The 13,399-nt window shown below is 38.1% G+C and carries 11 protein-coding genes; all 11 read right to left on the reverse strand.

Annotated elements, in window-relative coordinates; all coding sequences use genetic code 11:
• Window positions 1–318: 318 nt before the first annotated feature.
• The 11 genes from DWY63_RS15565 to DWY63_RS15615 all read right to left on the reverse strand — a co-directional run bounded on the left by DWY63_RS15565 (window position 319) and on the right by DWY63_RS15615 (window position 13,311).
• Window positions 319–1,551: an ABC transporter permease gene (locus DWY63_RS15565; protein ID WP_055226878.1), complete on the reverse strand. Its 1,233-nt coding sequence runs from the start codon at window positions 1,549–1,551 to the stop codon at window positions 319–321.
• 24 nt (window positions 1,552–1,575) lie between these two features.
• Window positions 1,576–2,241, reverse strand: a complete 666-nt coding sequence (locus DWY63_RS15570; RefSeq protein WP_055226876.1) for an ABC transporter ATP-binding protein — start codon at window positions 2,239–2,241, stop codon at window positions 1,576–1,578.
• A gap of 31 nt (window positions 2,242–2,272) precedes the next feature.
• On the reverse strand, window positions 2,273–3,949 hold the full coding sequence (locus DWY63_RS15575; protein ID WP_055226874.1) for an ABC transporter ATP-binding protein: 1,677 nt from the start codon (window positions 3,947–3,949) through the stop codon (window positions 2,273–2,275).
• A gap of 20 nt (window positions 3,950–3,969) precedes the next feature.
• The gene (locus DWY63_RS15580; RefSeq protein ID WP_022463281.1) at window positions 3,970–4,863 is read right to left on the reverse strand and encodes a leucine-rich repeat domain-containing protein; all 894 of its coding nucleotides are present in this window, start codon (window positions 4,861–4,863) and stop codon (window positions 3,970–3,972) included.
• A gap of 6 nt (window positions 4,864–4,869) precedes the next feature.
• Window positions 4,870–6,279, reverse strand: a complete 1,410-nt coding sequence (locus DWY63_RS15585) for an ABC transporter permease (protein WP_158554998.1) — start codon at window positions 6,277–6,279, stop codon at window positions 4,870–4,872.
• A 141-nt stretch (window positions 6,280–6,420) separates the two neighbouring features.
• Complete coding sequence (locus DWY63_RS15590; RefSeq protein WP_055226872.1) at window positions 6,421–7,464, reverse strand: DUF1611 domain-containing protein; 1,044 nt, start codon at window positions 7,462–7,464, stop codon at window positions 6,421–6,423.
• Window positions 7,465–7,466: 2 nt separating this feature from the next.
• The gene (gene ccpM, locus DWY63_RS15595) at window positions 7,467–8,873 is read right to left on the reverse strand and encodes a Cys-rich peptide radical SAM maturase CcpM (RefSeq protein WP_055265672.1); all 1,407 of its coding nucleotides are present in this window, start codon (window positions 8,871–8,873) and stop codon (window positions 7,467–7,469) included.
• A complete protein-coding gene (locus tag DWY63_RS15600) occupies window positions 8,866–9,132 on the reverse strand; it encodes a hypothetical protein (RefSeq protein WP_055226866.1) in 267 nt (88 codons plus the stop codon). Before DWY63_RS15600 ends, ccpM begins: the two co-directional genes overlap by 8 nt.
• A gap of 458 nt (window positions 9,133–9,590) precedes the next feature.
• A complete protein-coding gene (locus DWY63_RS15605; RefSeq protein ID WP_055226864.1) occupies window positions 9,591–10,730 on the reverse strand; it encodes a hypothetical protein in 1,140 nt (379 codons plus the stop codon).
• 683 nt (window positions 10,731–11,413) lie between these two features.
• On the reverse strand, window positions 11,414–12,103 hold the full coding sequence (locus DWY63_RS15610) for a CvpA family protein (protein ID WP_117802590.1): 690 nt from the start codon (window positions 12,101–12,103) through the stop codon (window positions 11,414–11,416).
• Window positions 12,104–12,114: 11 nt separating this feature from the next.
• Window positions 12,115–13,311, reverse strand: a complete 1,197-nt coding sequence (locus DWY63_RS15615; RefSeq protein ID WP_055226860.1) for a DUF5711 family protein — start codon at window positions 13,309–13,311, stop codon at window positions 12,115–12,117.
• Window positions 13,312–13,399 lie beyond the last annotated feature (88 nt).

A 13,399-nucleotide genomic window follows, 5' to 3' on the forward strand; every position in this document is an offset into this window, starting at 1 on the left:
ATTTATTTTTTGAAGTTCTTTCGAACTTCTTTGCTGTTCTCTCGATCAGCAACTCGTTTATTTTATCAAACTCATTTGCTTTTGTCAAGAACTTTTTTCAAGTTTTTTTGAAGCAGTTTTTGCAGCCTGCGGCCGCCACCCGGCTCCGAACTAGGTTTTTCTGTTTCAAAAGAACTCATTCACTGTAGCTCTCGCTGACAGCTTAGTTATAATAACACCCCCGAAAGCAAAAGTCAACACCTTTTTTCGAATTTTCTTATTTTTAGAAAAATACGGTCAATTCTGCATATTCAGTATTTTATCTGACTATTTCTTTTTTTACTCCATCATCAAAATCTTTTTCGGCTGATATCGTACAATCTGGTATACCATAACCATAGAAGAAGCCAGCACAACCCCCATTCCACAAAGATACAATATTATAATCTGCTGTGTCTTAATTGCAGCCTGCACACCGTTCGAAAGATCTACAGCTATTTTTATCACATTCGCCAAAGGATAAGAAAAAATTACCCCCGCTGTAATTGCCAGCAATACCGGGCAAAAAGATTCCATCAACATCTGCAGCATAATCCGCATCTTTGTTTCTCCAACAGAAAGAAGAATGCCAATCTCAAACATGCGATCCCGCAAATTCATAAGAATCAAAAAACTTAATGTGATAGTTCCAAGGATTACGGAAACTATCACCATGAGATTCGAAATCCCTGCCAGGCTCTTCAGGCTGTCGGCCACCGCTTTATAAGCTGAAACATTTACCGTATAGTCCATATCATATTCTTCTTTGATATATTCCGGCATTTTTTTCGCATCTTCAGCAAACGCTCTTCCTTCTTCCGGGTCCTTCAACTGCAATGTAATTTCTTTTACATTATCATTTTCATTCATCTCATAAACTGGTGTATCCAGGGTATAGATAGCATTTGCTGGGTTATTATATACCACATTTCCACTGTAAGCTGCCTCGTTCGTACTGTAAATACCACTGATTTTAAATGTATACCGCTCCTTTGTGTATGGTGAAAGAACAGCTATGGTATCTCCTATTCCCAGTCCATTCCGTTCCGCAATCCCATCACTGACTACCGCTTCTTCTGCATTCTGCGGTACATGTCCCGAAATCAGTGTAACTACAGAAGAAACAGAACTAAAATACTCGACAGGATCAGATGATCCCTCCACATAAATATTTTCTGTTCCATTTTCTTCCTGTCCGTCCATAATTTCAGCTGTAAAGTTATCCGCCAGAGCAGCTGTCACCGTATTACAGCTGCCAAACCGAATTCTTTCATCAGCGCAGAGTTCCAAATATTTTTGATGTGAAATCGAATTCACACCGCGCGGCTCTTCACTGTATATCTGACGCTCATTCGATACAAGCACGCTTCCTCCGATGCTCGTCCGAATCTCCCATATCCGTTCCCGACTTGCCGCGCGGATACATAAGCCAAACAGGATCAGGATGGATAAAATCAGGAAACTTAAAAACATCAGAATTGTATTTTTTTTATGATAAGAAATACTGCGAAATGCTCTTTTGATCCAGTTCATAAAAACTTTCCCTCCCCCTCATGTTTAATCCTGCAATTTTTTCTTTTCCAGCCGTACCACCACATCTGCCTCCGCGGCAAATGCTTCCGAATGTGTAACTGCTATTACACATTTCTTATCTTCATGAGCCAGCTCTTTGAAAATTTTCACAATGCCAGCCGCCGTATCAACGTCCAGATTTCCCGTCGGCTCATCCGCAAGAATCACCTCTGCATTTGTCGAAATCGCACGCGCAATCGCTACGCGCTGCTGTTCGCCTCCTGAAAGTTTATTGATATTGCGGTTCATCTGATCTTCTGTAATTCCCATTCGTGTCAGAAGTTCCCGCGCCCGTTCTTTTTTGTTTTTAATCGGATTTGACGTAATTTCCATTGCCGCCAGCACATTCTCCAGCGGGGTCAGATAAGGCAGCAGATTATACGCCTGAAACACAATTCCAATCTTGCTGTTTCGATATCTTGTATAGCCAATTTCCCGGATATCTTTTCCTTCAAAGCACACGCAGCCGCTCTTAGGTTCTTCCAGCGCACCCGCCAAAGTCAGCGTCGTTGTTTTCCCCGATCCAGAAGGACCAACAATCGTGTAAAGAGTACCCTTCTCAAATGAATAGCTGGCTTTATCCAAAATATCAATTCTCTTTCCGCCGCTCTCGTAAAAATAGCTTACCTCTTTTAATTCCAGTTCTGCCATATTGTTCCTTTCTACTATAATCTAGTCGCCTCTACATTTTTCCAGTTCTCACTTCCGTAAGAAACCCATCTTTTACCAAATATACTTTATCAAATTTTTCCAGTTTATCATAATGATGTGTAATAAAAATCACAGATTTTTCCGGCATTTCTTCTGTTATAATTTTATAAAGATATTCATTGGCTTCTACATCAAATCCACTGGACGCTTCATCAAAAAGCATAACCGGCGCATCTTTCAATAGTGCCCGTGCAACCACAAGCTTTTGTCTTTCTCCTCCTGAAAGAAATGCTCCATCATCTCCTATTTGTGTTTTTTCTTTTTCTGGAAAACGTTGCAAGTATTTTTTCACGCCACTTTTCCTTAGTACCTCATTCAGTTTTTGTCTGTCTGCTTTCCCCTCCAAATCTATATTCTGCACAATGTCCCCCAAAAACAACGCTGATTTCTGACTCACAACAGAAAAAAGGCTTCGGTATTCTGATAATTTTAGCACTTTTATATTTTCACCATTACATAAAATTTCTCCTTCTTCCGGTTCATAAAATCGTAATAGTAATTCCAAAATTGTTGATTTTCCACTTCCATTTTTTCCAATAATAGCCACTTTTTCTCCCGGCTCAAGTTTAAAAGATACTTTCTTTAACACTTCCCTATCCTTTGTATACTGAAATCTCACATTTTTAAATTCTAATATTGGCGAAATCTCTTTTTCCACTCTTTTACTTCCACTTCGTTCCTCTTCCATATTCAAAAATGTATAAAGTCGTTCAGCGGACGGTTTGACACTTGCAAAATGCATACGCAGATCAATTAAACTATTTACCGGTCTTGTAACATAACTAGAATAAGAAACAAAAGCAAAAACTGAACCTATGGAAATTTTTCCCACGAACACCAAATATCCACCAACTAAATAAATAAGAATTGTTACACCCCACTCTAAAACAGCATCCCCAAAAATATTCCATGTCTCAATCATGGTTCCTTTCATTTCAACCGCTAACGATTTACAAATCTGTTTTAAAAATTCGCATTTTCTTAATTCATATAGATTCCACAATTTAATTTCTTCCACAGTATTAATTGTATCGCCAAGCCATCCTCCAAATTGTTGCTCAACTTGAATATACATTTTCATGTTTTTCTCACGCTTTTTAGCAAGACATTTTACTAACACGTATTTCACTGGAATTACTATCACTACAATGCATAACAGTTCAGGACTCAACAGCATAAGTCCAGCAAGTCCACTAATTACACGAAAAACATACGAAAAGCTCATCACTACATATCTATCTGTCATAGACGCAACCTGAGATACATCGCATTGTAACATTTGCACTATTTCCATACTATTTTTCATTTGAAAATAATGTTTTTTTAAATGCAATAATTTTCGAAATACATTGCAATACAAGTTCTTATAGAATGAATTATGTATTTCTGCAAAAGTTTTTGCCTGCACAACTTCAATCATTAAATATACCAGCACACAAACAAATAAACCGGCTACTCCATTAACAATTTGGGGCATATTTTTTTCGAGTATTCCGATGTCTGTGATCTGTTTTATCAATAATGGTTGCAGAAATACAGTTACTGTAGAAACAATAGTGCTTATACTCAAAATACCTATTTCTTTTTTATATTTGAGTAACTCTTTTAAAAAATATAAACATTTATTATTCTCTATTATTTTCTTCATTGTTCACAAATATAATATTTTTAATCCTTTAAGCAAACACTGATTCCTATTAGTCCAACCATACACACCCCAAGAAATATGTCCATCCAGACTATTTTCCCACTTTGCTTTTCTCCACTCGAAGGAGCCTTAAAAAATACTTTTTCAAAGCCTGTATCATTTTTATCAAAATATTTTTGTCCTATAACCTCTTCTTTCGTTTCATTCTCCTTCTTCTCAAGCCAATACTGGATCGAAATTTCCTGCATTTCTTCACCACCATATTCGGCTCTTTGATTATCTTTTGCAAGTTCTTCCGCTATTTTTCCGCCAAAAATCTTCATCGCACTATCTTGACTTTCTTCATAGGGTTTTCCAGCTCCCAAAAATAAAAATTGTCCTACTTTCTCCACGCTATCTGGAATCCGTATTTTTGACAAAGAAGAGCAATACATAAAGGCATTATCACCAATGCTCTCTAAACCATCATAAAAATAAATCTGTGTGATTCTAGTTCCCTGAAATGCGCTTTTTCCTACCTTTTTTAGTGTTTTTGGCATTACAATGCTGATAAACCCAGCAGTTGTATCACTGTACTGACCATCTTCCGCAAAGGCAGATTCCCCGATTTCAACAATGCCTTCGGATATCTGCACTGCCCGAAGATCCGTTTTTCTCAAAAAGCAGGAATCTCCGATTCTCGTCACTTCTTTCCCACCTACTTCTTTCGGTGTGACAATCACGCTTTCCGTCCCGATATAGTTTCGTAAAGTTACAGTTTCATCTTCTTCCACGCTATACTGGTAATCTCCCTCTTGGAGCCAGTCTGCCTGTAGCGAAACCTGTGTCGTTCCAGATTCCACTGCAAAAACGTCTTCCCGCCATACCAGCACCAGAACCATCGCTACGATCATTATCATTCTTTTTTTCTTCATGAACACCTACTTTCTGTCCAGCAATATAGATGCCGGGCTTTCTCTAGTTATTTTGCCGACTTGCAGAATTAATATCAAAAGGAAAAGATCTAAAATACCAAGAATCATCCCCGTCATGATTTTCCAGTTCCACTCAATGGACAAATCCGTATCAACAGTTACTCCCGTTGATTCATACGCAGCTATTTCGCTTGTCGGGAGCGCGTTTTTAATATTTCCCGACAGATCTTCATTTTCCTGCTCCACTTTCTCAGCCTGATTCGAAATCATCCGATCTGCGAAATACTCTGCTGTTGGTGTCGCACACAGCGCCGCAAAAACCAGGGCAATCAAAACCGGAACCAAATTCTCCAAAACGAACTGTCCTAAAATCCTTTTTCTGTGTTCCCCCATCGAAAGTAAAATTCCAATCTCACGTTTTCGCCCTTTGACTGACAGGCTGGTCAGAATGCCGAACAGTAAAATTCCGGCAGTCACAAATCCTACGATCATATATCCTATCAGACGATTCAATTTTTCAACAGGTTTCGCAACCATCTCATACCATTCCTTGTTTCGAATCAACTGATAGGACCATTCTCCAGATTCCAAATCCTGCTGTGATATTACCATTGGCTTTACGCTGGAACGTATTCCATTTTCATCGGTCTGTACAACATCATCCACACTTCCTATTTTTATTTTGTTTTTTGTTTCTTCTATGAATGGTTCAACTGATTTTGTATCTTTCAAATAGACCGTAACTGTATTAAATCCCACATTTTGAATTTTTAATGCTTTCATAGAATACTCGCAGAAAATATCCAGTGGAATAAAAATTAAATTATTGTGCCAGTCATTCACAACGGAATCGGACTGATAAACCTCTGGAGTTCTGTAAATGCCTCGAATTTTGAAACTAATTTCTTCCGGGGCACTTACTTTATAGTATTCGATCGTTCCCTGCTCCATTTTATATTTAACAGTATCGCCCACATGGAGATGATTTTTTTCGGCGTATTTTTCTCCTACCACAGCTTCGTATTTGCCCCGTTCTCCGTAGCTCAGTCCGCTTCCTTCCACAATCCTGTAACCCTTTGCCAGAAAATAGGTATCGTATGCGCAGTCCAGTGTTCCAACAGCCGTCATCGTATACATGCCTGAATCTTTCAGATAACCTTTTAGGCGCTGTTGTGTCTCCTCGCTGATATATGTTTCCGTATCCACCGGATCAAGCCAATATGTTCCCGCTTCCATGGTGTACCCCTGAACATAATTGCTGTCAATGAACTTTTCTACGATTGCGGACGGGATCGCATATACAGTACATGATTTTCCAGCTTCTCCCTCGGCCGGCCCGCGCAGAGTAATAGAGTTGGCCAATGTTTCCTGTGCTCTTTTCACTTTATTTCCACTTGCAATTCCAATCATCAGCATAGAAAATATCGCCAGGAAAAGTACTAAAAACAGTATGATATACATCAATGTTTTCGCAGGAGTACTTCTTAATTTTCTGCTTGCTCTTTTCAACATATTCTTTCTTCCCCCTATATATTTCAAAATGCGACAAGCTTATGTTTAATTTTCAAGTGTCCAAATAATCCTATCGCTCAATTTTTCTATTTGAGAATCACTTTTAATATCAACAACTGATATTTTTTTCAAATGCTCAAAATCCCTTTCCTTGTCAATTAATTTTAAAAAACACATCTTTTTTTGTTCAAAACTCGCATCCATATCAATTGCAAATTCTGATATTCCAATATCATTAATTGTAATATCATATCTTTTTTGAACCTCATCTTTAACATGACTAATAAACGCTTCTTCATAGCGCATATATGGTAGCATCAAAACACTATAATCTGGTTCTATTGCACACATAAACAATTGTGTAGTAATGCCAAAATCATTAGAATATTGTGGATTAAACGAGAGACATGCTCCTGGTATCCCAACAATTACAATATCATAATCTTGTTCTAACCGCTTTACAGCCGCATTTATATTTATAATTATCTCTTCATTCCTATTTTTCCCATTTAAATATTTCTTTTCAAAGCAAAATGTATCTTTCCCAATTAATCCATTTAATCCAGAAACAATTGCTGCAACTTTATATCCTTTTTGTTTCAAACATTTTTGCAGTTCTAATTCCATTTTCAATTTTCCACTATTTTGTGTCAAACCCAAAACGCAAATAACCGGAATATTTATCTTTCTTACTCTTAAATCGTCACACTTTTTTTGAATTTTTAATTTTTTAGCAACAACGACATTTTCATAATGCTGATCTATCTCTAAACTGTTCCTGATATTATTAATAGAAACTATCGTTATGGATTTCTGCTTTGCTGTTTTCACCACGCTCTTTATATATTCAGGCGATGCATCGTGCCAACTTTCAAGAAGAATTAACACTTCACATTCTTTTATAATATTACCTATTCCCTCCTCTATTATTATCTCACTACCATCACAACGTTGAATTTTTTTCCCGCAAAGTCCCCATGCTTTTATTGAAGCAATATGCATAATTTCACCATATCTACATTCATGTATGTTCTCAAATAGTGTTATACTTTCTTGATCTACCGGAAATATACCTACTCTTTTTAACATTTTCATTCATACTCCTCAAATTTATAACCAAGTTCTTTTAAAGTACAGTAATTTTTCATTGCCTCTTCAAATCCCCCTCTAACCTTCCAGCAATGTTTTTCTATTTCTTTATTTGAAATATTTTTAGTGTCATCTGCACATGCTATACAAATTGTGCAATGTTGATATGCCCAACAATCCTTACACCGGTCTTGCGAATATCGTTCTATATTTAGCAAATTTAACACTTTGTTTTTATCTATTCCTTTTTTTATATCACCTATTTTGGAAACTTCTGATATTTCACTCACTCGCTCACACGGATATATATTTCCTTCTGCTGTTACAAAAATTTTTTTCGCGCCTGGAATACAGGGACCACTATGATGATTTACCTTTGAAATCTCTTCTTGCATTTTTTCCTCATGTTGTTTAATTTCTCTCATTTCATTATCAAATTCTTCTTTTACTGCTCTAGCCACAAATTTTTCATTAATTCGTTTTAATTTTGAAAGAAAACATTTAAAATATTCATATTCCTGTTCTTCAACAAATTCTCCGCTAAATTCACATTGTTTATCCGTATAATTATCATTCAAAACAGATATTCTACTCAAATTTTTCGAAATCAGCCTATCTTTATCCAAAAACTCATATATTGTTCTTAACTCATTTTGGGGATCTAACACTGTGTTGAAAGACACATTTTTTTTATAATATTTTCTGTCCATACTATATATCATTTTCATGCTATCTCTCAATTTTTCAAATGATCCTCTATTACTTCCTGCAAATATTCTATTTTTATCGTGCACTTCTTTAGGCCCATCCAAACTAAACATAATTTGTATATTATTTTTAATAAAATACTGAACAATTTCTGGTGTAAACAACGTTCCATTAGTGGTCAAATTAAAATGTACCGTTCTTTGGCAATATTCTCTCTTCACATACTCAACTACTTCTTTTATCAATCTGAACATTAATAATGGCTCTCCGCCATAAAATGATATATATATGTCTTCGCTAGACATCGAATGCCCATACAAATAATCTACTGCTTCTTTTGCAGTTTCCCAGCTCATTTCTTTTTGACTATGATTTCTATTTTTGTAATCACCAGAATAAACACAATAACTGCAACGCAAATTACATTTTTGTGTCACTTGCAAAACTAACTGATTCATTCTATTTTCTAAATAAGATTCTAAAAAGTCCGTAGCAAAATGTTTTACCTCTTCTACCCGCGTTCTTTTCAAATATCCTTCATTTATTAGCTTTTCTATTTCTCTTTCCGCTTTTTCATCCCAAATATTGTTTTCCAAAAAATTATATGTTTCGAAAGACACCTGAATAATTTTATCAGTATTCACATCATATACATAATATTCTTTTGCAGTTTTGAAACAATGAATAAATGGTTTATGCATGTTCTTTTCCTCTTGTTTTATATGCTATTTCTTTGTTAATCAATTTTATTATGTCATCAAATGTATCAAATTTTCCAGCCACAATATCTTTTTCCTTAAAATGAATATCAAATTCTTTTTCTAACTCCACATATACATTTATCAAATCTCTTGCGCTGAATTTTAGATCATTTCCTAAAAGCTTTTGATTTTTCCAGTCTTTTTTCTGTTCTAAATTTCTATATTTCTTTAATATATCTTTCACTTTTTCTTCTATCATTTCTATTCTCTTTCATCAAATCTACTATTGTCAGCATTTTTACTCTACAACAAACATATCAACATTTTAACAAACGCTATTTCAAAGGATCTATAATACTTCTAGCCATATTCTTAAACGATTTTTTATAATGCTTAAATCAACTTTTAAACTTATCCTCTAATTAAAATGAAGACTACCACTAATTAACACTGTAGCAGCCCTCATCTTTCTTACATTTTAGTGATTAGCATTAGATCCAAATACACTTGTGTATAACTGATTCTGCGCCTGAGCTTTCTGAACATAGGCAGACCCACACGTAGAAAAGCATGTGCATGAACACGGTCCATTTGCATAAACACTCACATTATTTCTTCCCTTATGTTCTTTCTTTTTAAGCGTTTTCTTCATTTGAATACCTCCCTTCGAGCATAATTTTATTACCCATTGCGATCGCAAAAGTAATCCAGTAAATTTTAGTCGTCTAAAAGTTGCATTATTATCCATTTATATGCGTTATAACAATTTTCAAACTGCATTTGCTCCATCCTTGTTTTCACATTCCATCCTTTTTTATCAAAAACCTCAAAATCTATCAAACTATTACTTTCAAATATATTTTTATCCGTTTGAATAATAAGCACATCTGGATTGTATATTGTATTTACTGCCATTATTAACGTCTCTGTCACATTCCCATGCGTATAAAATTCTAATGGAATTTCTGCCACGCAAGACTCTTTTAGGTTCTTTTCTGATGTTAATACTATACACTCATAGTCTTCCTTCCCAAAACACTCATATAACAACTTTGCCCCAATAACAGTACGTGTTAAAATTATCGGAATTGACCACGCTTTATTATTCACAATCCCATTCCATTCCAATTCTTTTTCATAGATACATTTGTTTATATGATTCATAATAAATTTTTTTGCATCTTGGTATGAACCTTTTTTATTTTTCCTTAAATAACATATCAAAAGCACAGTAATAATCGGAGCTGCAAAACTATTTGATTTGTATTCTTTCCCAACAATCTTCTTTAAAACGTCATCAAAATTTAACTGTATCGAATTCATTTCCGAAAAAGGAAATGATTTAGACACCGAAATTTCTTTTTCCTGCAATTTAGCAATATAATTTCTTACCCCGAAAACCCCATCAAAGCATGCCGGCCATGTAGGAAAGTTTGTATTTGATAGCGCTGCACATAATATCATTTTATTAGAAACCATTTGTTTTATAATATTTTCTATCTTTTTTGCATCTATATAATTTGTTGTTCCAACACTCATATGCACAAGTTTTATCTTTTCTTTTAAGCACCATTCTAACGCCGCTTTGAATGAATCAATGCTACCTCTTTCCCCTGTTTCCATAATTTTTATAGAGATAAATTCTACCTCTGGGCAAAAATATTTGATGATACTATAACACTTATCGCCATGTGTTAGTTTATATCTCTTTCTAAACAGATTATCTTTTTTTTCAGAATTGCACAAAACAACTTTTTTATTCTCATCAACATAGTATTCATTCTCACTCAGAAACAGCCCCCCTGCTGTCCCGTCATCTATAATTACATATTTTCCATCGTTTTTTTTATTTTTCATATGCAAATAGTCTTGTTCAGCTTTTCTTTTTCGTCTACATACTTACATTATATCTATATTTCTTCTTTTTTTCAATGTGCTTTTTGTACATATTTTCAGTTTTTATTCATTATAAATTCACATAAATATTTTTTTCACAAAAACATGTAATTTTTTTTATATAAATACGTATATTTATAGATATTTCTTTTCATATCAGTTCAACCCCCATATTTTCCACAACTCTCAACTTTTTCCACTAATATCCTATTTGTTCTTTCATTTCCATTCTTATCCCCTTCTATCTAGCAGATTCTTCCGCTCTCAACTTCAGAGAAAAAGCGGTCGGCGTGTGGGCGGCGGATGCGGTGGGAGGGGAGAAACGTGCCGGGGCGCGGGGCATTGATTTGGGTGGGAGCGGAACCTGACGCGGACGGGACGGAACGGGGGAGATGAAATCCGGCTCACAAAGCCGGATTTCAAGAGACACTGAGTCGGGAAAACATCAGTTTTCCTGACGAATTGTCTCGGTGCTCCCCCGTTCCGTCCCATCCACGCCAAGGTCTCCGCCCCACCCAAATCACAGCCCCGCACCCCGGCACGTTTCTCCCCTCCCACCGCATCCGCCGCCCACACGACGCCCGCTTTTCCTCGTCCCCCCTCCCACCAAAAAACGGCCCCACAAGGAACCGTTTTTTCTCATCTTATAATACATTCTTCAACAGCATCAGCACCGGATTATTCTCCCGAATCCATGCCAGCGCCATATCGCCCTGGATCTGCTTCATGCATACATTCCCCCAGTGTGTCGCCTGAAAGCAGTACACCACCGCAAAGAAAATCCAGATCCACAGCACCGCACGCACGACACCAAGTCCTGCTCCTCCCATGCGGTTCAAAAAGCTGATCCCCGGAATCTCCGCAATCAATTCCACAATTTTCACCGCAATCGTCACGAAAACAACGGCCAGCACCAGTGTCAGAAAGAAAGCGATTCCTTTCATAATCTTTTCGGATACTGCCTTCGCCGCATAGGATGCCAGGCTGTGCAGCTGTTCCTCCTGGTACTCCTGCACCGCGCCGCTTCCGAGAATCTGGTTCACCAGCTCCTCCGGCACGCCCATGCTCTCCAGCCATTTCTTCTGCACATCCTGGTTTTCCCCCGACAGAAATTCATTGTTTTCAAATGTCTCTAAACATTTCTTCTCCACATACTGCGGCAGCTCCGTCCGCTCATTCAGCACATCCGTCACATACGGATTCATCCAGATCGCCAGTCCTGTCACCAGAATCAGGGACACCATGGACAGCACTGTCCGGACCAGCCCCTTTCGATATCCAGCCAGCGCGGAAAGAATACACACCGCAAGTAATACGTATCTCAGCCAATTCATGTTTTTTTCTCCTATTTCAGCCGGATCATCGAAACGCCGTCCTCCTCCGCGAGCAGATACCGGTTCTGCCCCATGCCGAGGATCTCGTGAATCTGTGTTTCGCTGACCACGCCGCTGTACTTCTTTCTTCCATTTAAGGTATATACACACAGCTCCTGCCGGTTCGTCAGCAGAATCTGTTTTTCTTCTATCTGAAGGTTCTGGTAATAGAAATCCAGATTTTCATCCGCAAGCTGCTTTCCTTTCAGATTGTAGATTTTCATCCGGTAAGGATGATCGTCGCTCTCCCCGCGCAGAATCAGAACCACGCGGTCGTCCGCATACGCGCAGCTTAAAATTTCTCCATCTTCCGATACGCTCACCGTTTCCTTCGGCTTGTTTGTTCCTTCATAAACGCGGAAGCCGTTGTCAAAGAAGGCAACCCATGAGGATGTTCCCGCGGTTTCGATCTGCGGGCACAGCATATCGGTGTAGCTCGATGAGCTTGCAAGATTGTCCACCAGATCCTCGCCCCTGCTTCCGAAATTGTAGAAAGCGACCTGTGATTTCATCTTGCCGCCGTCTTCGTAAGCGTAGGAAACCGCCATCCAGAGTCCGTCCGCGGAAAGTGAGAGATCCATCGGATAGCCCGGGCTGTCCATGTTCGGGTGAGAGGAGGCGATCTCCGTTCCATCGGTATTATAGTATTTGATCCAGCTCTCCCCGTTGTTTTCCAGAATCGCCGCAACGACGCCCTGGCCTGCAACGGATGCTTTCACGATCGGATACGACGCGGTAATTTCGCCGGCCTTTCCATCGGCATCGTATACAACAATTTTGGTTCCGTTTTTATCGTAAATGGCAATTGCATCGCCGCAGGATATCATCTGCGGATTTTCCATGGTATAATGATCGCTCCAGAGGGTCTGATTTTCCCGGTCGCGCAGTTCGATGCCGTCGATACCGTAGCGCACGATCTTATTTCCGGATTTCTGAAACATATACGTATCGGTGTCCTCGGTCTCTGTTGCCTGTACTGTGTCGTATCCCTGAAAAGTACGCAGCTGAAGCCATACCCCTGTACCAATTCCGGCCGCGAGAATGGCTCCTGCAAGGATTCCAACGGTGATCCGGCGTCTGCGTTTTCTTTTTCTGTTTTCTGCTTTATACTCCTCAAGATCCCGGACTTTTGCTCCGTTCTCCTGTTCTTCTCTGTTTTTTCCGTCCATTTTCATTCCCCTTATGTTCTTTTCGGACTTATTTTCTGCCGCCCTTTCGGCCGCAGTTTGATTCCGCTCTAGTGTACCATATTTTTCT

Source organism: Blautia sp. AF26-2 (genome assembly GCF_003460955.1).
Lineage (GTDB): Bacteria > Bacillota > Clostridia > Lachnospirales > Lachnospiraceae > Fusicatenibacter > Fusicatenibacter saccharivorans.